Below are 20,934 nucleotides of genomic sequence, written 5' to 3'. Positions count from 1 at the left end.
AAACCCCCCGTACCGCTCGACAGCCCGGCGCGGGTGGTGATACTTTCGGAACATGCTCGCAAAGTCCGTTGACCGGAGCACTGCGCAGAGGACTGGGTTGCGTTGACCAACATGGAATCAACAAAGGAAGCATCGAACGTCCAGCAGGCCGTCAAGCCGGGGCTCATCCTGGCCGTGGTGGCGGTCGTGCAGTTCATGGTGTCGCTCGACCTGTCGGTCGTGAACGTCGGCCTGCCGGAGATCGCCACCGGCCTGGGCTTCAGCGCGGTGGGCCTCACCTGGGTCATCCACGCCTACGCTCTCACCTTCGGTGGGCTCCTGCTGCTGGGCGGCAAGCTCGCCGATCTGTTCGGGCGCAAGCAGATCCTGGTGTTCGGCCTCGCGCTGTTCGCGATCGCCTCACTGGTGGGCGGTTTCGCGCAGGAGCCCGGGCACCTGGTGGCCGCGCGCGCCGCTCAGGGCGTCGGCGCCGCCGCGCTGGCGCCCGCCGCGCTGGCCCTGCTGAGCGCGACCTTCCCCGCGGGCAAGGAGCGGGTGAAGGCCTTCGGCATCTGGAGCGCGATGAACGCCGCGGGCGGCGCGCTCGGTGTGCTGATCGGCGGTGTGCTCACGCAGTACGCGGGCTGGCGCTGGGTCATGTTCATCAGCGTGCCCATGGCCGCCATCGCGCTGTTCATGGCCTTGCGCGTGCACAGCACCCCGCCGACCGCCCGCAACGGCCGCCCGGACGTCATGGGCGCCGTGCTGGCCACCGCGGGCATGAGCCTGCTCGTGTTCGGCGTGGTCCGCACCGAACAGCATGGCTGGGGCTCGTCGACCACACTGACCACGCTGGGGATCGCGGTCGCCATGCTGGTCGCGTTCGTCTACGTGGAGAAGACCACGAGCCGCGACCCGCTGATCCGCCTTGGCATGCTGTCGAACCGTTCGGTGGCGGGCGCCAACATCTTCAACCTGGTCTTCGGGGCCACGATGGCCTCGTCGTTCTACTTCGTCTCCCTTTACCTGCAACGGGTTCTGGACACCAGCCCGGCGCTGACCGGCGTCGAGTTCCTGCCGCTGGCCATCGGCGTGGTCATCGGCTCGGTCGTCGCCATCAAGCTCGGCCTGACGGTCCCGGCGCGCACGCTGATCGTCGTCGGCGGCCTGGTGACCGCCGTCGGGTTCTTCTGGTTCGGCCTGATCGACTCGAACGGCTCGTTCTTCGCCGACGCGTTCGGCCCGTCGATCATCACCGCCATCGGCTTCGGCATCTGCCTTGGCCCGACGGTCTCCACCGCCACGGTGGGCGTCGACCCGGCCGAGACGGGCGCCGCGTCCGGGCTGCTGAGCAGCAGCAGGCAGATCGGCGCCTCGCTCGGCCTGGCGGCCCTGGGCACCGCCGCCCAGGTCCGCACCGGTCCGACCGCCACCCCGGCGGCCCTGACCGACGGGTACGCGTGGGGACTGACCCTCGGCGCCATCCTCCTGGTGGCCGCCTCGGCCATCGCCCTGCTCGTGATCCCCGCCGTCCGCCCGGAAGCCGCCAAGGCGGTCGCCGCGGAATAAAAGCAGGTCGGGCGCGTCCATTGTGGAGTCGGGCGGCTATTCGAAAATCGTGTCGGGGCGACAATGGCGTCGCCCCGACGAATGAGGTCGCTGGTTGAGCCGTCCCCCCGGCTCAGCCGGCGACCCCTTCCTTTTGTCCGCAGGTTCGCGGAATTCGAACGGGGATGCGCGGCGTCGGGCCTGGTTCCGGCCCGCGCTTCATTGTCAAACCCGACGATCGAAGGGTTGTGTTCCTCGCGCGCGAGTGCGTCGAATCAACAGATCGTGTACAACGCATTATGTCGCGGTGACCTGCCACAAAGTCGCTGTGGTCGCGGTGCACACTTTTTGGCATGATGGAGTCCGTGGGGGTGGGGATTGATGGCACGCGCGTCGGCTCGGATCTCGTCGGCGGCGTAGCGACTTCGGCCGACCGTTTTCGCCGAAATGTCCATTTTCTCGGTTGCCTATCCGCAGGGGGGAGGAATATTCGAACATCGGAGTCGGTTTAAACCGCATGCTCATCGCCGGTTGGCGCCGTGTTGTCGCCACCGCTGTTTCATCAGGGGCTACTGTCCACTATTTCCACCCAGGTGCCAGATTGGCCGAAATCGGCCATGAATGTAACCGACACGTCGATGACGGGGAATGTCGACGGGGGGTTCGTTAGGCTGAGTGCGCGATTGAGCTCGGTCGAATCGAACGCGTAGAATCCGGTCCCAGGGGTGGGTTACCGATCAATAGTGGGATCGTAACAGGGGAGAAATCATGGGGATTAATGTTATGGTGTCCGACGACGTGCACCTTTCGCGTTTCGCGCTTACCGCCTTACTGGAGCAAAGCGACGAGATGCACGTCGTAGGGGCGTCCGACACCAGTCTTGACGCCCTGGAACTCGCCGAGTTACATCGGCCGGACGTCGTGATCGTCAGCTTCGAGGGGGCCGACGACGGCGTCCTGGCCGTAGCCGAGAAAGTCGCCGCGCTGCCGGGTTGCCGCAGCTTGCTGCTGGCGACCGCGTTCACGCGGTCGGTCGTGCGCCAGGCCTTCACCGGCGGCGTCGACGGGATGGTGCAGCGCAGCGCGCCGCCCCGCCGGTTCTTCGACGCGATCCACCGGGTGTACCAGGGCGAACGGGTTTTCGACGCGGAACTCACCGTCGCGGCGCTCGGCAATGAAAACTGTCCACTGACACTCAGGGAACTGTCCGTGCTCGAATATGTGGCCCGCGGCGACGCCGTGGTCGAGATAGCGTCGCGCTTGCATCTGTCCGAGGGGACGGTCCGCAATTACCTCTCGTCAGTGGTGGCGAAGCTGGGTGCCCGCAATCGTATTGACGCGCTGCGGATCGCCAGGGCCTCGTACTGGATCTGAGCAGGCTTTCGCTGAATGTTCAATTATGTCGGGCGTGATCCGGCGGTGACCTCCCAGTCGCTGTGCTCCCGATCGTGCGCCGCCATGGTGTGACTCAGGGATTCGCTGCCCGTCCGCGCGGGCAGCGAATCCCTTTGGCGAAGTGTCGTGGCGGAGAACAGGTGGCGGCGGGCAGGTGCGGCGATGCGCTGTGATCGCATCCCGGCCGCTGGTTTCTCAAGTCTCAAGTATTGGCTGTGTCTCACGCTATCGCGAGCGCGATCGGTTTCGCAACTTCTGCCCGGGTGTTGAGATCTCGATATCAAGTGCTTGCGTCAGACGGGTGGTGTATGTCCCACCGTCGGGTCGGCCCGCTCGCGTCGGTAATTGTTACCGATGAGTTCCTAATACGACTCCGCGCGATTCGCACCTTTGTCGAGCGACCCGCGGGTCGTTAAGCGACTTCGTGCTAGCCTCCAATACAGTCGATGCGACTGTTCTGCTGGGGCGATGTTCCTCCAGGTAGAGCATCCGACAGAAGGCTGAAATAGGCGTCGATGCGCTCGCTCCCCGAATTGCGCGGGGTCGGTGCGCCGCACATGCATATCCCTTTCGCGTTTCTCGGACGGCGCTTCTCACGGAGAGGCCCAGTCGTGCGCGCGGCAGAAGGAGAAACCAGCTCCATGGTCGATTCGCAGAACGTCACAAGCATCGCCGCGGTGATTCGAGATCATGTCCGCACGGCGCCGGACGACCTGGCGGTGATCGTCGTGCACGACGTGGACGAGAGCGACGACACCCGGTGGACGTACGCCCGACTCGACGCCGAGGCGAGGAAGGTCGGCGCGTGGCTGCGCGCGAGGTTCCCGGTGGGGGAGCGGCTGTTGCTGCTCTACCCGACCGGGGTCGACTTCGTCGCGGCCTTGGTCGGCTGCCTCTATGCGGGGATGGCCGCCGTGCCCGCGCCGCTGCCCGGCCGCTACCGCGAGGAGCGGTCGCGGGTGCAGGGCATCGCGGAGAACGCGGGCGTGTGCGCTGTCCTCACCGACTCCGAGAACTTCTCGGCCGTCGCGGAGTGGGCCGACGCCGAGGGCCTCGGGACGCCGGTGGTCGCTACCGACGGCGGCGACCTGCCGGACGCGGGCGCGTGGCAGCCGGAGGAACTCGACCGGTCGGCACTCGCGCTGCTGCAGTACACCTCCGGCACCACAGGCGCGCCGAAGGGTGCGATGCTCAGCCACGGCAACATCCTGCACAACGTGACGAACCAGCGCGTCATGTGCCGCCTGACCCCGCGGACGCGGCTGGGCGGGTGGCTGCCGCTGTACCACGACATGGGCCTGCTCGGTCAGCTTCTGCCCGCCCTGCTCGTCGGCACGTGCTGCGTGCTGATGCGCCCCGCGTCGTTCCTCAAGCGCCCGCACCAGTGGCTGCGGCTGATCGACAAGTACGACATCCACTCGTCGGCGGGACCCAGCTTCGCCTATGACCTGGTCCGGACCCGGATCACCGACGACCAGGTCGCCGAACTGGACCTGTCCAGGTGGCGGTTCTCCGCGATCGGCGCGGAACCCGTGCGGCCCATGACACTCGACCGGTTCGTCGAGCGCTTCGCGCCCGCCGGGCTGCGCGACGACGTGCTGACCACGTGCTACGGCATGGCCGAGGCCACGGTCTACATCTCGGGTCAGGCCTACCGCAGGCCCAAGGTGATCACAGTGAACCCCGAAATGCTTGAGCGGCAACGCTTCGTCGCCGCCGACGGCGGCGTGGGGTTGGTCAGTTGCGGGACGCCGCACACCTTCGACGTCTTGATCACCGATCCGACGACCGCCGAGCCACTGCCGCCCGGATCGATCGGCGAGATCTGTCTGCGCGGCGGCAGCGTCGCCGCCGGGTACTGGAACGACACCGCGGCCAACGCGTTCGCCTGGACGGCGGACGGCTACCTACGCACCGGTGACCTCGGCGCGGTGTACGACGGTGAGATCTACGTGACCGGGCGCTGCGCCGAACTGGTGACCGTGGCCGGGCGCACGTTCGCTCCCCAGGACATCGAGCGGACACTGCGGGCGCGGCACCCCGAACTCGGCTCGGTCGGCGCGGTGTTCAGCGTGTCGCTCGGCGCGGCCGCCGCCACGATGGACGCCCTGATCGTCACCCACGAGATCAACGGTCGGCCACCCGCCGACCGGCTGCGCGCCCTCGCGGAGCAGATCCGCGCGACGGTCGCCTGTGAGTTCGGCGTCCCGGTCGACGGCATCGGCCTACTGCGGCGAGCCGCGGTGCGCCGAACCACGAGCGGCAAGATCCAGCGAGCGACGATGCGCAGAATGCTTTTGGCCGACGAACTGACAGCCGTTTACGCCGACTACGAACCATGGGTGGTGCAAGCGCTGCGGGCGCGCCGCCGGGAACCCGCGAGCGTGTGACGAGCGACCGGAACCGGGGGCGTCGCAGCCGGAGCGCCCCCGGTTCGCGGATCAGCGACCCGGAACCGGATCGATCCGCGCGGCGGCTGCGTCCTCATGCGGCGCGGCCAGCATCGCGGTCAGTTCGTCGAGCACCCCTTGGGCGCACTTGGCCGCTGCGGGCACGACGTCCTGCATCAGGAAGTAGCCGTGTACCAGTCCCGGGCCGGGCACCTGCCTGGCGGGCACACCCGCGGCGGCCAACCGCTCGGCGAAGGCGATCCCCTCGTCGCGCAGCGGGTCGAACTCCGCCGTGGCGACCACCGCGGGCGGCAGGTCGCGCAGGTCCGCGCTCAGCAGGTCGACCGCGGGGTCGCCGCGCCGGGCCGGGTCGGGGACGTAGAGGTCGTAGTGGTGGGCCATGTCGTCGACGGACAGCAGGTAACCCTCGGGATACTCGCCCGCCGCGGCCAGCCGCAGGCTCGGGTCCGTCGGCGGGTACAGCAGCAGCATCGCCGCGAACCGGGGGCCGTCGTTGTCGCGCGCGTCGAGCGCCACGCCGACCGACAGGTGCGCGCCCGCGCTGTCGCCCGCGAGGACCTGCGGGAGACCCGGGAACTCCTGGGCGGTCCATCGCGCGACGGCGATCGCGTCGTACAGCGGGACCGGGTACGGGAACTCCGGCGCACGCCGGTAGTCCGCGGCGACCACGACCGCGCCGAGCGCCGAGGCCGTGGTGCGCACGGCCCAGTCGTGGCTGTCGAGGTCGCCGACGACCCAGCCGCCGCCGTGCAGGAAGGTGAGCGACATGCTCGGCGCCGTGTCCGGGTGGTACACCCTCGCCCGGATCGACGAACCGTCCGTGGTCTCGACCGTCCGGTCGACGGTGGTGACCGTGTCCGCGGGGCCGCGACGCGGGCGGACCGCGTTCGCCAGGTACCGCGCGCGGGCGTCCTCAATGGACAGTTCGCGCATCGGCGTCGGCGGACCGTCCGCGCGCTGCCAGGTGATCAGGTTGCGGAGGATGCGGTCCAAAGGCATGGTGGCCCCTTGTGCGGAGTGGTTCAGAAAGGGATCTCGTTTCGCTTATCCGCAAATATATGTTTTGCCCTCGGTGTAAGGTTGCGAACTCGGTCCGCGCGTGAGGACTGCATCCGCAATGGTGTGGTTCTCACATTGCTGGTGCGAGTTTTGTGCTGGTAGCCTGGCTGGGAATTAGAATCGAGTATGTCCGCTCCATTTGACGTGCGCTGAAGTCTATCTTCGTGATGAATTCGTCGCTCCTTGCCGCACGGCGCGTTCCGTGCCGTCAGTGTGCCCGCGACCCAGTGCGACAGAGAAGGAACATTGGTCATGATTGTCTTGGGGTGCAACGGTTTCTCCCGCAGCGCTGAGATCTTCGCCGAGCACTATGACGCGGTCGGCAAGGAGAAACACTACGGTCTCGGCCACGACGCCGGCGCGTCGCTGCTGGTCAACGGTGAACTCGTCGCCGCGGTGGAGGAAGAGCGCCTCAACCGGGAGAAGAAGACCTCCGACTTCCCGATCAACTCGGTGAAGTGGGTGCTCGACCACGCGGGCGTGAAGTTCGAGGACATCGATCTGATCGCCATCCCGTGGAGCTTCAACGACGTCGTCTTCAACGCCGCCCTGTTCGACCTGGCGATGCAGCCGCTCGCCCCGCTGGACAAGCTGGGCAGGCTGAACAAGATCGGCCAGTTGTTCGTGCACGTCCTCGGCCAGGAGGCGATCCTCGCCGACTTCGCCGCCCGCACCGGCTTCACCCCCGACCGCGAGAAGGTCGTCTTCGTCCCCCACCACCTCGCCCACGCGACCACCGGCTGGTACTTCGCGGGCATGAAGGACGCGGCGTTCCTCATCAGCGACGGCCGCGCCGAGCTGTTCTCGTCGGTGGTCGGCGAGATCCGCGACGGCAAGATCAAGCTGTTCGACGACCAGATGGTCACCGCGCACGACTCGATCGGCATGCTGTTCTCCGCGATCACCCGTTTCCTGGGCTTCGTGCCGAACAACGACGAGTACAAGGTCATGGGCATGGCGGGCTACGGCGAGGCGCCGTCGCCCAACCCGTTCCTCGAGCACGTCGTCAAGCTGGAGGATGGCGGCCGCTACACCCTCTGCCAGCAGCACGACCTGGAGAACCCGCGCAGCTTCGAGCCGCTGTTCGAGCAGCACTTCGGCCCGTTCCAGGACACCCTGGAATACCAGTCGACGGTGTCCGCCGCGGCGCAGGAGATGCTGCTGGCCGTCACCAACCACCAGCTGCGCGCGCTCGAGTCGAAGACCGACCTGCCCCACCTGCTGTTCGAGGGCGGTGTGGCGCTCAACTGCCTGAACAACACCCCGATGCTCGAAGAGTCGCGCTTCGAGGACATGTCGGTCAGCTTCGGCGCCAGCGACACCGGCATCGCCATCGGCGCCGCCGTCTACGCCTGGGTCAACGACCCCGCGGCCGAGGGTGAGGTCAAGGCTCCCGAGTCGGTCACCCCGTACCTCGGCCCCGAGTACGACGAAGACGCCATCGAGACGGCCCTGCGGGAGTTCGCGGGCAAGGTCGAGTGGACCAGGCTGACCGACGACGAGGTCGTCGACCAGGTGGCCAAGCTGCTGACCGAGAAGGTCATCGTCGGCTACTTCGAGGGCCGCATGGAGCACGGTCCCCGCGCCCTCGGTCACCGCAGCATCCTGGCGAACCCGAGCTTCTCGGACATCAAGGACGTCATCAACCTGCGCGTCAAGCACCGGGAGCCGTTCCGGCCGTTCGCGCCGCTGGTGCTCGAGTCGGACGCGGCGAAGGTCTTCGAGCTGGGCAAGAAGAAGTCCTCGCCCTACATGACCTTTGTCTTCCCGGTGAAGGAGGAGTACCGCGAGAAGATCCAGGGCGCGGTGCACGTCGACGGCACTTCGCGGGTGCAGACCCTCACCGACGAGGAGACTCCGCGGCTGGCCGCCCTGCTGCGCGAGTTCACCTCGCTGACGGGCGTGCCCTGCCTGATCAACACGTCGTTCAACGTCGCGGGCGAGCCGATCGTCTGCGCCCCGGCCGACGCGGTGAACTGCTTCCTCGGCACCGAGATCGACTACCTGCTGCTCGGCAACCACCTCGTCACCAAGATCGAGAAGTCCGCGTGACCACGTGACCGGATCGCTGGGACGCCGCGCCGCGGCGTCCCAGCCCAGGTCGGGAAGGTGATGAGGTCCGGCCCATGAGCACTGCCCATGAGGCGGCCGCGGACTTCGCGTCGGCCGTCGAACTGCTCGAAAAGCTCGCCGTGGAACTGCGGGGCTCGCGCGGTTGGCGCGTTCCCGAGGTCAGCGCCGCGTGCGACGCCCTGAACTGCGCGGCCGCCCTGCTGCGGACGCAGCAGGACAGCGTGAACGGCGACCACTCGCACACCGAGCTCCTGCATGACGCCATCGGACTGGCCCGCAGCACGGTGGAGGCGACCAAGTGGGCCGCCCGGGAGCGCATCGGGTCGCATCGCGTGCCACATGTGGTCGATGGCCGCGGGCGCCACGTCGACGAGGACTGAATCAACCCGCACCCGTCGCGTGGATGAGGTCCGGTCGGCGAAGATCGCCGCGACCCGCTCTCTGGTCGGATGCATTCCGGCCGCGCTGGTGAGGAATCGTTTCTCCAATTCGTATATGTGGAACACATGGGCGTCCATGTGGAACTGATCTGTTGCCGCTTCGTGTCCGGCTGGTACGGTCGATATCGTTCGGTTGGTCCGTCTCATAGGGGATGACGGAATGCTCTCGTAATCAACTGGACCATTTGCCGCCGGTGTCCGAATCAGTGATCGTCGGCTTTCGTTCTGCCCAGGGAGAGGGACTGTGTCGTTGCAAGCCGCATCCGCGAGCACGCACTGGGAACAGGTGGCGGATTCCATCGAGTTCGTTCCCGCGGAGTACTCCCACAAAACCCAGTCCGACACCGTGGCGCGGGAGATGCTGCGCTGCGATCAGGCCGAACTCGACCGGTTGGTCGACGCGGGCCTGCCGTTCGAGGACCGCGACGGGGTGCGGCACTTCGACGTCAACGACCTCTACAACCTCGGCATGTACTCCGGCAAGGGGAACACGCAGCCCGAACTCGCCTTCCGCATGCTGTTCCGGTTCGCCACCAGGTCGATGGACGACCTGCTGCGCGACAAGACTTGGGACTTCCGGGTCCGGATGGACTGTGTGGACTGTCGCGGCGAGGCGCCGTGGCGGCTGGAGGCGCCCGACGTCGAACGCTTCGGCGGGCGCGTCGAGGTGCACGAGGTCATCGGGCCCAGCGCGGCGTCGTCCGGCGAGTACTCGGCCACCGTCACCACCACCGGCGCGCGCACGCCGCTGGTCGCGCCGCGACTGCGGCGCCTGGTGCGGGACTACCTGGACTCGGGCTACCGCTGGCAGATGATCCCCATCGCCATGCAGGCCGACCCCGACCTGGTGCACGGGCTGGGCGCGACCAGCTGCATCGCCGCGAGTCTGCTGCTGGCGCAACGGTTCCGGGACGCGGGTTATGCGGCCGAGGCCAAGCGCGGCTGGTTCTGCGGCGTGCTGGGCGGGGCCCTCGACCTGCCGCACGCGTGCGTCGAGGTCACCGATGACGACGGCTCGGTGAAGACCGTCGACATCGCCAAGGCCCAGCTGGCCGCCCGGCTGTCGCCCGACACCGGCGACTTCCAGGAACTGTGCCAGGGATCGGTCTACAACAAGGTGATCCCGTCCACCGCCTCCGGTAACGCCTCCTTCGGCTACCACGACTGCGGTTCACCGGAGCCGGTCCATGTGCGTGCGGATATCCGATCGACGCGGTGACGCTGGAATGTCGAGCCACTCCGTAGGAAAGAGTAGAGATGGCAGTACGTGAGATCGAGCCGATCGACCTGGCGCTGGACCGGCTGGAGCTGATGGCCGAGTCGGGCTACTACAACCCGTACACGATGTTCGACTGGCCCGAGGCCATCGAGCCGGACAAGCCATGGATGAGTGAGAGCCTCACCACGCTGGCGGGCACCCCCATGTGGGACGAGCTCACCCGCGAGCAGCAGCTCGCCTTGACCAGGTACGAGGCGATCAACTTCTTCAGCCTCAACATCCACGGCATCCGTGAGCTGTTGAGCGAGGTGGTCATGCGCATCCATGACCGCACTTACGCCGGTGTCTCGGAGTTCCTCCACCACTTCATCGGTGAGGAGAACGAGCACATGTGGTTCTTCGCGCAGTTCTGCCTGCGCTACGGCGGCAAACTCTACCCGGCGCAGCCGTCGCTGCGGGCGGACTCGGTCGAGCACCTCTCGGCGGTGGCCCGCGAGCTGATCGTGTTCGCGCGCATCCTGATCTTCGAGGAGATCGTCGACCACTACAACGCGCACATGGCCACGGACATGGGCCTGCCGGTCATCGCCCGTGAGATCAACCGGGTGCACCACCAGGACGAGAGCAGGCACGTCGCCTTCGGCCGCATGATCTTCGTGAACCTGCTGGAGCAGGTGGCCAAGCGCGACCCGGACGAGGTGCCGCTGGTCGCGGAGTACCTCGAGAGCTACCTGACCTACAGCATCGGCACCCTGTACAACCCGGCGGCATACCGCGACGCGGGCATCCCGGACGCCCTGGCCCTGCGCAGGCGCGCGCTCGAACACCCGGCGCGGCTGGCGGCGCACGAGCAGATCCTCAAGCGCACCAGGAAGTTCCTGTCCAAAGTGGGCGTCGGCCGGGAACTGGTCAAGCGATGAACGACCAGATGCGGGCGGTCCGGGACTTCATCCTGCAGCGCAATTCCACAATGGACACCCTGTCCGACGACCTCGACCTGATCGACAGCCGGGCCATCAATTCGCTGGCCTTCGTCGAGTTCATCTTCCTGCTGGAGGAACTCACCGGCGAGTCGATCGACCCCGAGGACCTCGACCTGGACGACTTTCGGACCTTGACGGCGATCGAGGCCCGGTTCTTCACGCGGGAGGCGGTGCGATGACCACGGCGACCGACAACGGCTTGCGAGTGCTCGACGGAGACCAGCTGCGGCTGTTGCGCGCGATCGAGGCGGTGTTCCTGCGGCTCGCGGCCGGATGGAACGCCCCGGAGTTCCGGTACCCGCACCTGATCAGGTGCTCGGACCTGGACAAGTTCGACTACTACGACAACTTCCCGCACCTGGGCCTGGCCGCGGTGCGGCTGGACCCGGCGCGGCTCAGCGCCTCGCTGGCCGGCGCGGAGCGGCCGGTGGAGCGCGTCGTCCCGGAGGTGATGGAGCCGACCGCGTTCGCGCTGCCGTCCGCGGCCTGCTACTCGATCTACGTCGACCTCGCGGGCACGGTGCTGCCCGCCGAGGGCGTCATGCGCACGACCGTCGGAACCTGCTTCCGCAACGAGGACCACTACAACGGTCTGCAGCGGCTGCTGGGCTTCACGATGCGCGAGATCGTGTGCGTCGGGCCGGAGGACGCGGCCAAGGCGCACCTGGCGCGGGCCAAGGACGCCGTGATCGCGCTGCTCGTCGAGCTGGGCATCGAGTACGGCATCGAGGTCGCCAACGACCCGTTCTTCGACAAGAACAGCGGCAAGGCGAAGATGCAGAAGCTGTTCCCCGTCAAGGAAGAGTTCGTGGTCAACGGCCTGGCGATCGGCTCGGTCAACTACCACCGGAACTTCTTCGGCGAGCGCTGCTCGATCCGGGCTGGCGAGGAGACGGCGCACACCAGCTGTCTCGCCTTCGGCCTGGAGCGGTGGATCCACACCCTGACCGACCGGTTCGGCAGCGCCGTCGCCGCGCTGGACGCTGTCGAGGCGCTGGGCTGATGCGTACCACCGCGGCCGAGGCGCTCGGCGTCGAGGTGGGAGTGCTGCTGGCGGGAATGGGCGGGGTCTCCGGCCCGGAGCTCGCGGCCGCGGTGTCGAACGCGGGTGCGGCGGGCTGCGTCGGCGGCTACAAGCTGGTCGGCGAGCACCTTTCCACCATGCTGAAGCGGCTGACCGCGGCCACCGACAAGCCGGTCGGGGTGAACTTCATCCCCGAGGTCGTCGGCGCCCACGAGCTCACCGAGCAACTGGAGCAGCTGCTCGGTGAGACTCCGGACTCGGTGTACGTCTCGCTGTTCGGCATGCCCGAGGACGCCGTGTTCGACCGCGTGGCCGCCTCGGGCAGGCGCCTCGTGGTCCAGGTCGGCACGGTCGATGACGGCGTGCGGGCCGCCGAGCGCGGCGCCGTCGTGATCGCCCAGGGCGTCGAGGCGGGCGGACACCTGCTCGGCCACGACCCGCGCGATGAACTGGTGGCGCGGCTGCGCGACCGGCTGCCCGACGCGTGCGTCGTCGCCTCCGGCGGGATCGGGTCGCCCGGCGACGCCGCCGTCGCGCTGGCCGCGGGCGCCGACGGAGTGCTGCTCGGCACGGCGTTCGTCGTCTCGCGCGAGTCGGCGGCGCATCCGTACTTCAAGCAGGCGGTGATCGGCGCCTCGGGAGCCGACACCGTGATCACCGGTGTCTACGAGATCGGCTGGCCGAACCGGCGGCACCGGGTGCTGTCCACCGCCGTCACGGCGAACCCGTTGCAGGCCAAGAACTTCATCGGCCGCACGACCGTGGGAGGCCAGTCGTTCCTGGTGCCGCGGTTCAGCGCCGCGGTGCCGACCGACTCGACCACCGGGCGCGTCGAGGAGATGGCCATGTACTGCGGCCTGTCCTGCGCCGCGATCACCCGTGAACCCTCGGCGGCCGAGATCGTCGCCGCGTTCGACCGTGTCCTGCGGGGCCATGAAGTCGCCGAAACAGAAAAGGAACGATGATGTCAGCTTCCGACGTGCTCGAACGGCTCGACCTGAAGTACCGCGAGGACACCCTCAAGGTCCGCGTCCGCGACGGCGTCGAGCTCTACTACGAGTCGACCGGTGACGGCCCGGTTGTCACCACCCTCAACAACTTCTTCATGACCACCCCGACGTGGCGTGTCCTCACCGACGACCTCGCCAACGACCACCGCGTCATCAGCTACGACCTCGCGGGTCACGGGCAGTCGACCCACCCGGAGACCTACCCGTCCTGGGCGCAGCACGCCGCCGACGCCATCGCCCTGCTCGACGCCCTGCAGGTCGAGAAGACCTACCTGGTCTCCACCTCGATCTCCACCGTCCTCGCCCGTGACATCGCGCTGACCTACCCCGACCGGGTGGCGGGGATCGTGCTCGCCGGGCCCGCTCTGGGTCCCAAGGGCATGCGCAGGCACCGCCAGATCCAGCGCGCGTGGCTGCTCACCCTGGAGAACCACGGCATGGCCGCCCTGTACAACCACCTCTACCCCGAGGTGTTCGGCGCGGACATGAACGAGGAACTCGGCACCCCCGGCTTCCTGGGCCTGCGGGAGAGCTTCCTCGCGCTGTCCACCAAGGAGGACCTCGCCAACGGCCTCAACCTGGCGCTGACCGGCGAGACCAGCCCCGAGCTGCTCAAGCAGATCCAGTGCCCGGCGCTGGTCGTCATCGGCGACGACGACATCCTGCTGAGCAACACCGGTGCCCGGGAACTGGCCGAGCACTTTCCCAAGGGCGGCTACGAGATCATGCCCGGCGCGGGCCACCTGCCCTTCCTCGACGACGCGATGGGCTTCCAGGCGATCGTCCGCAAGTTCGTCGCGGAAGCCGAAGCCGGTGCCTGATCCAGTCGCCGAGTCCGATTCGGTGGTCGAGGCCAGGGCGCGTATCCGTGCGCTCCTGCTGGACATGTTCGGCCCCGACAGTTTCGTGACCGAACTGGCGGACACCGTGTCGCTGCGCGAGGGCGGAGTCTCGTCGGCCGCGCTGGTGAGCCTGCTGGTGGCCATGGAGGACGAGTTCGGCTTCGAGTGGCAGGACGACGTCGCGCCCGAGGCGCTGCGCTCGATCAGCTCGCTGGCCGGGCACGTCGCGTCCCTGCCCGCATAGGGGACGGCGGTGTCGCTCCAACTGACGGTTCCGGAAGGGGTCGCACCGGGTGCGCACTTCCAGTGGCGCCCGGTGCGGCCGCCGCGCGGCCGCGACGAGCAGTCCGCGGCCGGGCGAGCCGCGGTCGCGGCGGCCTTGGCCGAGTCCGGGTCCACCGACTTGGTTGTGCCGCGTGAACCCGATGGGAGGCCGAGGTTTCCCCCAGGGTTCGCCGGGGCCATCGCGCACACCGACAGGGTGGCCGTGGCGGTGGTCGTCCCGGGTGCCGAGGCGGTGGGCGTCGACATCGAGGACGCCGTGATCAGTCCCCGCGTGGCCAGGTTCGTCCTGCGCGACCGGGAGCGCGCCGCGCTGCTGAGGCCCGCCGGGGCGTACAGCGCGCGGGACCTGTTCGCGGCGAAGGAGGCGGCCTTCAAGGCTCTCTGCTCGCTGGGTGGCGGGGGCGGCCTTGGTGGGCCGGATCAGTTCTTGTTCTGGTGGATCGAGTTGGACCAGACAGACGCGACGCTCGTCGCGTCCTACCGAGGTGTGTCCGTGCCGGTGTGGGTCCGGTCTGAGCCGCGTCTATCGCTCGCCGTGGCGATACGGCGGTGACGCGGTCCGTCGTGTTCGGCCGCGCCCATAGAGGCCAAGCAGTGTGCGTGGAGTCGGGTGAGAGGAAGCAATCCATGGATCGCGACATTTTCGATGTCGTTGACAAGCTGTTCCGTCAGCGGCTGCAACTGCCCGAACTCGACCCGGACCGCCGGCTTGTGGACTACGGACTCGACTCCGTCCGCTCCGTGGACCTCATCGTGGAGATGGAGGACAGGTTCGACGTGAGTATCAGCGACGAGCAGGCGGGATCGATGGTGACCCTGCGGGACGTGGTGGCCACCGTCACCGCGGCGCTGACTGTTTCGGTCGGACAAGGACACCCGGAGAAATGAGCGCTCCCAACGGCTTCGCCCGGCACACCCGGCCCGAACTCGCCAGGCTCTTCCGGGCGCTCAACCTGGATGTCACCTACCGGGCGGGCCAGGGTGACTACCTGACCCTGGAGCACCCCGCCTGCGCCGACGACCCGGCGACGGGCGAGCGGGTGCTGGACCTGGTCGGCGGCGCGGGGGCCTCGCTGTTCGGCCACAACCACCCCGCACTTGTCGAGGTCGCCCGGCGCGGCCTCGACGAGCGGTTGCCGTTCAACGCGCAGGGAAGCGTCCGCCCGTGGGCGGGGGAGTTGGCCGAGCGGCTCTCGGCGATGGTCGGCGCGTCCACCGGGGCGAGCTACGTCGTCACGTTCGGCAGCACCGGCGCCGACGCCGTCGAGGGCGCGGTGAAGCACGCGTCGGTCGAGCACAGCCGCGGGCTCGGCGCGCTGCGGGAGGAACTCGAGCAGACGCTGCGGGGGCTGCGGCGCGACGGTGTGGACGACCTGCCGTGCGCGGACGGCCCCGCGCGGGGGCGGCCATGCGGTGACGTGGTGGCCGAGGCCATCGCGTGTGTGGAGGCGATGGGCAAGGCCGAGCCGATCTTCGTCTCGCTCAGGGACTCGTTCCACGGCAAGACCTCCGCGGCCGGTGCGCTGACCCACGGCGCCAACGTGCCGAAGGACCTGCACGTCCACGGTCCCAAGCGGATCCGGCTGCACGACTGGGCCCCACGCTCCGTCGTCTCCGCGCTCGACCCCGTGCGGGTGCGCCTGGACACGGTCACCGTCGACGCCGCGGGCGTGCCGCATTCGGCCGCCCGCCACGTCTCGCCGGTCGCGGCGTGCTTCGTCGAGCCGATCCAGGGCGAGGCAGGCGTGCGGGAGGTGCCGACCGCGACGCTCGCCGCGCTGCGCGAACTCGCCGACCGGCACGGCGCGGTCCTGGTGTTCGACGAGATCCAGTGCGGAATGGGCCGCACCGGGACGTTTCTCGCCTCCGAGCCGTCCGGCGTGGTCGCCGACTACTACCTGCTCTCGAAGTCCCTCGGCGGCGGCCTGGCCAAGATCTCGGCGCTGCTCGTCGCCGAGGACCACTACATCGCGGAGTTCGGGCGCCACCACACCTCGACCTTCGCCGACGACGACCTGTCGGCCAGGGTGGCCCTGGCGGGTCTTGACCTCTCCGTCCAGTACCGGGACCGGATCGCCGAGGTCGGCGCCGAGCTGCGGGAGCGGCTCACCGAGGTCGCGAAGCGTTGGCCAGAGGCCATCGCCGAGGTGCGCGGGCGCGGGCTGCTCCTCGGTGTCGAGTTCAGGCTGCCCAAGCCGGACTCCGCGCTGCTGAAGCAGGTGTTCGACGCGGAGACGCTCGGCTTCCTGATCGCGGGCAGGATGCTGCACGAACACCGCGTCCGCGTCATCCCCACCTTGTCCGCGACGAAAACGCTGCGCGTGCAGCCCTCCGCGCTGCTGGAGTCCGCCGACATCGACCGGGTCGTCGCCGCGTTCGACGACGCGGCGGGCCTGTTGGCCAAGGGTGACTACGCGACGCTGCTCGGCCACCTCACCGTGCCGGCCACCGGCGCCTGGCGGCCGCGCCAGCACGTTCCGGACCCGCGCGGGAACCGGCGGCCCGGCGACGGCCGCAACGAGGACGTGCCCCGGGTCGTGTTCCTCGCGAACCTCGACACCGCGACCTCGCTGCGCGCCCTGGCGCCGGAGTTGGCGAGTTGGTCCGAGGACCAGTGCGAGGCGGCTGTCGACCGGATCTGCGGCGAGTTGGGCCCGTTCGAGGTCGTCCAGCGGCGGATCCTCTCCGATACCGGCCGGGCGGTCGAGGTCAACCTGGTGGCCGTGCCGTTCACCGCGGCCCAGGCGGTTGAGGGACAGCGCGCCGGCCACGGGGCCTGGCTGCGCCGCACCGTGCTCGACGCCGTCGACCTCGGGTTCTGGCTCGGTGCCGACGCCATCGGTCTCGGCGGCTACACCTCGATCGTCACCGGCGCCGGGCGCGACGTGGTGGAGAACGAGGTCAGGGTCACCTCGGGCAACTCGCTGACCGCGGCCTGCGCCTACGACCTGGTGCGCGGGCACCTGGCCCAGGCGGGTCCAGGGGAGCGCAGGGTCGGGCTCGTCGGCGGCCTCGGCAACATCGGCGCCGTCATGGCCGAACTCATCGCCCCGCACTGCGAGGCGCTGGTGCTGGTCGGCAGGCCGGGGTCCGGCCGTCGGCTGGCCCGCGTCGCCGAGCGGCTGGCGCACCTGACCGAGGTCTCCATCGCCGAGGACATGGCCGCCCTGCGGGACTGCCCGACCGTCGTCAGCGCGACCAACTCGGCCGACCCGGTGATCCTGCCGAACCACCTCGCGGGTGACCGGGACGTCCTCGTCTGCGACCTCGCGGTGCCGGGTGACGTGCACCCCGCGGTGGCGAACCTGTCGAACGTGACGCTGGTGTCCGGTGGCCGGATCCAACTTCCCGACGGGCAGGCGCCGCGGTTCCCGGGCATCACCCTCCCGCCCGGGATCGTCTACTCGTGCATGGCCGAAACGATTCTGCTCGGCTTCGAGCCGCGGACTCCGAGTCCCTCGTACGGAGGCCTTTCCGTAGCGGGCGTGCAAGCCGCCCGGGATCTGGCCGCGCGGCACGGGCTGCATCCGGCCCGCGTTGTCGCCGATGACGTGACTGTGCGGCCGTGGTTCGTCAACGGGTCCAGCGACACAATCGAGGAGCGCATTCGATGACCGCACTACACCCGCGTCACCAGAGCATCGTCCACGCACTGGTCGCTCTGGCCGAGAGCGGGTCGACGACTGAGCTGACCATGGTGCCGGAGCCCGCACGGGTCGAGCCACGGCGCTATGACGCCGTGTTCGACCTCGCGGCCCGCAGCGCGGCGATCCTCGCCGAGCACGGTGTCGGACCAGGTGACCGGATCCTGATCTGTCTGCCCGCGGGGTGGCCGTTCGCGGCGGCCTTCTTCGGCGCCCAGGTGTGCGGCGCCGCCCCGGCCTCCGTGGCGCTGCCGACCACGTTCGGCGCCACCGCGGGCTTCGACGGCCAACTCAAGGAGCTGGTCGGCTACCTGCGGCCTGCCGCGATCGTCACGACAGCGGCCATGATCGAGGCGGCGGGCGAGCTCGCGGACACCGTCCTGATCGACGGCGACGCCTTGGTCGCGCGGGCCGCCGCGGCGCAGGTGGCGCCCCACCCCGTGCACCTGCCCGGCCCGGGCGACTTGGCGTTCATCCAACTCACCTCCGGGTCGACCGGCGCGCCCAAGGGCGTCATGGTCTCGCACGGCAACCTGATCACCCACCTGGAGCAGCTCGCGCTGGCCACCGGCTGGTCGGCTGAGGACGTGAGCGTGAGCTGGCTGCCGCTCTACCACGACATGGGCCTGGTCGCCGGCCTGATGTTGCCGATCTACACCGGCGGCGGCGGCGTGGTCATGCCACCGACGCGGTTTCTGCGCGCGCCCGCGGAGTGGCTGCACCTGATGAGCCACTTCCGCGGCACGACCGCCGCGGCGCCGAACTTCGCCTACGGCTACCTGGCCGACCGGGTGAAGGACGAGCACCTCAAGGGCGTCGACCTGTCGTCGTGGCGGATGGTGTTCTGCGGCGCGGAGCCGATCAACCCCGCCACGATCGCGCGCTTCACGGATCGCTTCACCAAGTGGGGCCTGAGGCCGAACGTCGTCGTGCCTTGTTACGGGATGGCGGAGGCGGTCCTGGGCATCACCATGACGCCACCCGCCGAGCCGATGAGGTACGACACGATCGACCGCCAAGCCGCCGTGGCCGACGCTCGCGTGGTCGACGTCGAGGCGGACAGCCCCCACGCCTTGCGGGTCGTCGACTGCGGCGCCCCGGTGGTGGGCACGGACCTCCGGATCGTCGACGACCAGGGCACCGAACTGGGGGAGGGCCGGATCGGCCACATCCAGTTCCGCGGGCCGTCGCGCACCGTGGGCTATTTCGACCTTCCGCGGGCGACCGCCGAGGCCCTCGACGGCCCGGGCTGGTGGAAGACCGGCGACGTCGGCTACCTGCGCGACGGCAGTCTGCGGATCACCGGCCGCGCCAAGGACCTCGTCATCATCCGCGGCGCGAACTACTTCCCGTCGGACTTCGAGCAGGCCGCCGAGACGGTGCACGGTGTCCGGCTCGGCGGTGTCGTCGCCGTCGGGTACCTGGCCGAGGACGGCGACTCCGAGGAACTGCACCTGGTGGTCGAGACCGAGCTTGAGGCCGAACACCACGACACCCTGCGGGCGTCGATTCGCTCCGCGGTCAGCGCGCGCACCGGCGTGCCGCCGATCGCGATCCACATGGTGCCGCGCCGCAGCATCCCGAAGACCACCAGTGGGAAGGTGCAGCGCTCGCTCACCCGCGGGCGGTTCGTCGATGGCTGGACACGTCCCTGACTGGCGCGGGCCGAGCTGACCGTTCCCAAGTGGACGGTCGCAGGCCCACGCGCCACTTCGGTTCGACCGACCTGAATCCGGTCGTCGGCCCGAGGTGGCCTCCCGGTCACCGCGCCCGGTGCGGCGCTCACCGGGCGCGGTGGGCCCGACGGCGGACGAGCAGGCTAGTTTGCTCGGATGAGTCTCCTCGATGAAGTGGCCGAGCGTGATGGCTGGCGGTGCTGGGTGTGCGACGAGCCGGTCGACGCCGACATGTCGGTGAACGACTCGCGGGGGCCCAGCGTCGACAGCCGCACCGCCGACCGGAAAGCCAAGGTCGCGGAGCGGCTCGCGCACCGCGGGTGCAACACGCGCAAGGGTGCGGTCAAGGTGGTGATCGCCTGGCCGGACCGCCTGCACGTGGTCGAGCCCGCGCCGCTGATCACCGTCGCGGGCAGGCTGGAGCGCAAGGGGGGCCGCGAAATGGTCGCCCGCTGCCCGACCAGGCAGGACGCGCAGGAGACCGCGCAGTGGCTGGTGGACCGGTTCTCCCGGCTGGTGCCGGGGCTGCCGGTGACCGCGAACGTCGAACCGGGTGGCGGCCAGTTCCTCGTCATCCTGGCAACCGGCAGGCGGTGACCGCGCGGGTCGATCAGTTCACCTTCAGGCCCCAGTCGCTCACCGTGCCGGTGGGGACGAAGGTGATCTGGCGGATCGAGGACTCGGCCGAACACAACGTGACGGCAATCGACAAGTCCTTCGGCTCCGAAGACCTTGGTGACGGGCTACATGACCGGCGCGTCACCGTTCGATAGCCATGCTCACCAGCCCCGGCTCCCTGCCGACGTCGTCGGCAGGCCCCGGCCCCACCCGCCTGGAGACACCATGTTCGGTCCGGGACTGTTCCTGCGAATCCTCACCGCCGCCGGACTGGCCGTGAGCTCCTACATCCATTTCGACCTCGCCGAGGCCTACGCCACCAACGGGGCCGACATCAGCCAGGGCACCCTGTTCCGTGTCCAGGCCTCGGTCGCCGCCCTCGCCGCGGTCCTTGTCCTCATCACCGCCCACCGCGCGGTGACCGCGCTCGCGCTGGTCGTGTCCGCGGCGTCGCTGGCCGCCGTCGTCGCATCGGTGTACGTCGACCTCGGCGCGATCGGTCCCTTCCCCAACATGTACGAGCCCGCCTGGTACGGCGACAAGACCATCAGCGCGATCGCCGAAGCGGTCTCGACCGTCACGGCCGCCGCCGCCATGCTCGTCTCCAGGCACCGAACCGCCCGCGACGCGGCGACCGCCTGACGTTTCACCCACCGGGGACGCGGTCAGGCGTCCGGCCATTCCCAGACCAGCCCGCAGCGAGGTCGAGCTTCCGTCGCGAACCTTCG

General features: G+C 69.1%; 20 protein-coding genes. 19 read left to right on the top strand and 1 reads right to left on the bottom strand.

What is annotated here, in order from left to right:
* Positions 1-111 precede the first annotated feature (111 nt).
* From GPZ80_RS09985 to GPZ80_RS09975, 3 genes are all read left to right on the top strand, one after another.
* A complete protein-coding gene (locus GPZ80_RS09985; RefSeq protein ID WP_187220015.1) occupies positions 112-1,548 on the top strand; it encodes an MFS transporter in 1,437 nt (478 codons plus the stop codon).
* Positions 1,549-2,310: 762 nt separating this feature from the next.
* Positions 2,311-2,901, top strand: a complete 591-nt coding sequence (locus GPZ80_RS09980; protein WP_187220014.1) for a response regulator transcription factor — start codon at positions 2,311-2,313, stop codon at positions 2,899-2,901.
* A 662-nt stretch (positions 2,902-3,563) separates the two neighbouring features.
* Positions 3,564-5,312 (top strand): fatty acyl-AMP ligase, encoded by a 1,749-nt coding sequence (locus GPZ80_RS09975; protein ID WP_187220013.1) that lies wholly within the window; start codon positions 3,564-3,566, stop codon positions 5,310-5,312.
* A gap of 51 nt (positions 5,313-5,363) precedes the next feature.
* On the opposite strand, the gene GPZ80_RS09970 is transcribed toward GPZ80_RS09975, so the two are convergent.
* A complete protein-coding gene (locus GPZ80_RS09970) occupies positions 5,364-6,332 on the bottom strand; it encodes an alpha/beta hydrolase (protein ID WP_187220012.1) in 969 nt (322 codons plus the stop codon).
* A 312-nt stretch (positions 6,333-6,644) separates the two neighbouring features.
* Here GPZ80_RS09970 and GPZ80_RS09965 point away from each other — a divergent pair, with 312 nt between their 5' ends.
* From GPZ80_RS09965 to GPZ80_RS09890, 16 genes are all read left to right on the top strand, one after another.
* Entirely contained in the window at positions 6,645-8,444 is a 1,800-nt protein-coding gene (locus tag GPZ80_RS09965) for a carbamoyltransferase family protein (RefSeq protein WP_187220011.1), read from the top strand.
* 74 nt (positions 8,445-8,518) lie between these two features.
* On the top strand, positions 8,519-8,845 hold the full coding sequence (locus GPZ80_RS09960; protein WP_187220010.1) for a hypothetical protein: 327 nt from the start codon (positions 8,519-8,521) through the stop codon (positions 8,843-8,845).
* 304 nt (positions 8,846-9,149) lie between these two features.
* Positions 9,150-10,124, top strand: coding sequence for a hypothetical protein (locus GPZ80_RS09955; protein WP_187220009.1), 975 nt, complete (start codon positions 9,150-9,152; stop codon positions 10,122-10,124).
* Positions 10,125-10,162: 38 nt separating this feature from the next.
* The gene (locus GPZ80_RS09950) at positions 10,163-11,044 is read left to right on the top strand and encodes a diiron oxygenase (RefSeq protein WP_187220008.1); all 882 of its coding nucleotides are present in this window, start codon (positions 10,163-10,165) and stop codon (positions 11,042-11,044) included.
* Positions 11,041-11,286: an acyl carrier protein gene (locus tag GPZ80_RS09945; protein ID WP_187220007.1), complete on the top strand. Its 246-nt coding sequence runs from the start codon at positions 11,041-11,043 to the stop codon at positions 11,284-11,286. Before GPZ80_RS09950 ends, GPZ80_RS09945 begins: the two co-directional genes overlap by 4 nt.
* Positions 11,283-12,110 carry an aminoacyl--tRNA ligase-related protein gene (locus GPZ80_RS09940; RefSeq protein WP_187220006.1) on the top strand — a complete coding sequence of 276 codons (828 nt, stop codon included), beginning with the start codon at positions 11,283-11,285 and terminating at the stop codon, positions 12,108-12,110. The genes GPZ80_RS09945 and GPZ80_RS09940 overlap by 4 nt, the downstream gene beginning before the upstream one ends.
* Complete coding sequence (locus GPZ80_RS09935) at positions 12,110-13,096, top strand: NAD(P)H-dependent flavin oxidoreductase (protein WP_187220005.1); 987 nt, start codon at positions 12,110-12,112, stop codon at positions 13,094-13,096. The genes GPZ80_RS09940 and GPZ80_RS09935 overlap by 1 nt, the downstream gene beginning before the upstream one ends.
* A complete protein-coding gene (locus GPZ80_RS09930; protein WP_187220004.1) occupies positions 13,096-13,962 on the top strand; it encodes an alpha/beta fold hydrolase in 867 nt (288 codons plus the stop codon). Before GPZ80_RS09935 ends, GPZ80_RS09930 begins: the two co-directional genes overlap by 1 nt.
* A complete protein-coding gene (locus tag GPZ80_RS09925; RefSeq protein ID WP_187220003.1) occupies positions 13,955-14,227 on the top strand; it encodes a phosphopantetheine-binding protein in 273 nt (90 codons plus the stop codon). Before GPZ80_RS09930 ends, GPZ80_RS09925 begins: the two co-directional genes overlap by 8 nt.
* 9 nt (positions 14,228-14,236) lie before the next feature.
* Positions 14,237-14,821, top strand: coding sequence for a 4'-phosphopantetheinyl transferase superfamily protein (locus GPZ80_RS09920; protein WP_187220002.1), 585 nt, complete (start codon positions 14,237-14,239; stop codon positions 14,819-14,821).
* 74 nt (positions 14,822-14,895) lie between these two features.
* Positions 14,896-15,156, top strand: a complete 261-nt coding sequence (locus tag GPZ80_RS09915) for an acyl carrier protein (protein WP_187220001.1) — start codon at positions 14,896-14,898, stop codon at positions 15,154-15,156.
* Positions 15,153-17,882 (top strand): aminotransferase class III-fold pyridoxal phosphate-dependent enzyme, encoded by a 2,730-nt coding sequence (locus tag GPZ80_RS09910; RefSeq protein WP_187220000.1) that lies wholly within the window; start codon positions 15,153-15,155, stop codon positions 17,880-17,882. The genes GPZ80_RS09915 and GPZ80_RS09910 overlap by 4 nt, the downstream gene beginning before the upstream one ends.
* A complete protein-coding gene (locus tag GPZ80_RS09905; protein WP_187219999.1) occupies positions 17,879-19,567 on the top strand; it encodes a fatty acyl-AMP ligase in 1,689 nt (562 codons plus the stop codon). The genes GPZ80_RS09910 and GPZ80_RS09905 overlap by 4 nt, the downstream gene beginning before the upstream one ends.
* A gap of 177 nt (positions 19,568-19,744) precedes the next feature.
* Entirely contained in the window at positions 19,745-20,185 is a 441-nt protein-coding gene (locus GPZ80_RS09900) for a hypothetical protein (RefSeq protein WP_187219998.1), read from the top strand.
* Entirely contained in the window at positions 20,182-20,361 is a 180-nt protein-coding gene (locus GPZ80_RS09895; RefSeq protein WP_187219997.1) for a cupredoxin domain-containing protein, read from the top strand. The genes GPZ80_RS09900 and GPZ80_RS09895 overlap by 4 nt, the downstream gene beginning before the upstream one ends.
* 70 nt (positions 20,362-20,431) lie before the next feature.
* Positions 20,432-20,848, top strand: coding sequence for a hypothetical protein (locus GPZ80_RS09890; RefSeq protein WP_187219996.1), 417 nt, complete (start codon positions 20,432-20,434; stop codon positions 20,846-20,848).
* The last annotated feature ends 86 nt before the right edge of the window (positions 20,849-20,934 follow it).

This window comes from Actinokineospora xionganensis (assembly GCF_014323725.1).
GTDB lineage: Bacteria > Actinomycetota > Actinomycetes > Mycobacteriales > Pseudonocardiaceae > Actinokineospora > Actinokineospora xionganensis.
This window is presented reverse-complemented; position numbering and strand designations above follow the sequence as displayed.

Excerpts from the sequence above, each read along its gene's own strand:
- GPZ80_RS09950 (WP_187220008.1), top strand. The coding sequence starts at position 10,163 with ATGGCAGTACGTGAGATCGAGCCGATCGACCTGGCGCTGGACCGGCTG.
- GPZ80_RS09960 (WP_187220010.1), top strand. The coding sequence starts at position 8,519 with ATGAGCACTGCCCATGAGGCGGCCGCGGACTTCGCGTCGGCCGTCGAA.
- GPZ80_RS09905 (WP_187219999.1), top strand. The coding sequence starts at position 17,879 with ATGACCGCACTACACCCGCGTCACCAGAGCATCGTCCACGCACTGGTC.
- GPZ80_RS09985 (WP_187220015.1), top strand. The coding sequence starts at position 112 with ATGGAATCAACAAAGGAAGCATCGAACGTCCAGCAGGCCGTCAAGCCG.
- GPZ80_RS09975 (WP_187220013.1), top strand. The coding sequence starts at position 3,564 with ATGGTCGATTCGCAGAACGTCACAAGCATCGCCGCGGTGATTCGAGAT.
- GPZ80_RS09910 (WP_187220000.1), top strand. The coding sequence starts at position 15,153 with ATGAGCGCTCCCAACGGCTTCGCCCGGCACACCCGGCCCGAACTCGCC.
- GPZ80_RS09900 (WP_187219998.1), top strand. The coding sequence starts at position 19,745 with ATGAGTCTCCTCGATGAAGTGGCCGAGCGTGATGGCTGGCGGTGCTGG.
- GPZ80_RS09915 (WP_187220001.1), top strand. The coding sequence starts at position 14,896 with ATGGATCGCGACATTTTCGATGTCGTTGACAAGCTGTTCCGTCAGCGG.
- GPZ80_RS09965 (WP_187220011.1), top strand. The coding sequence starts at position 6,645 with ATGATTGTCTTGGGGTGCAACGGTTTCTCCCGCAGCGCTGAGATCTTC.
- GPZ80_RS09935 (WP_187220005.1), top strand. The coding sequence starts at position 12,110 with ATGCGTACCACCGCGGCCGAGGCGCTCGGCGTCGAGGTGGGAGTGCTG.
- GPZ80_RS09980 (WP_187220014.1), top strand. The coding sequence starts at position 2,311 with ATGGTGTCCGACGACGTGCACCTTTCGCGTTTCGCGCTTACCGCCTTA.
- GPZ80_RS09945 (WP_187220007.1), top strand. The coding sequence starts at position 11,041 with ATGAACGACCAGATGCGGGCGGTCCGGGACTTCATCCTGCAGCGCAAT.
- GPZ80_RS09930 (WP_187220004.1), top strand. The coding sequence starts at position 13,096 with ATGTCAGCTTCCGACGTGCTCGAACGGCTCGACCTGAAGTACCGCGAG.
- GPZ80_RS09970 (WP_187220012.1), bottom strand. The coding sequence starts at position 6,332 with ATGCCTTTGGACCGCATCCTCCGCAACCTGATCACCTGGCAGCGCGCG.
- GPZ80_RS09940 (WP_187220006.1), top strand. The coding sequence starts at position 11,283 with ATGACCACGGCGACCGACAACGGCTTGCGAGTGCTCGACGGAGACCAG.
- GPZ80_RS09890 (WP_187219996.1), top strand. The coding sequence starts at position 20,432 with ATGTTCGGTCCGGGACTGTTCCTGCGAATCCTCACCGCCGCCGGACTG.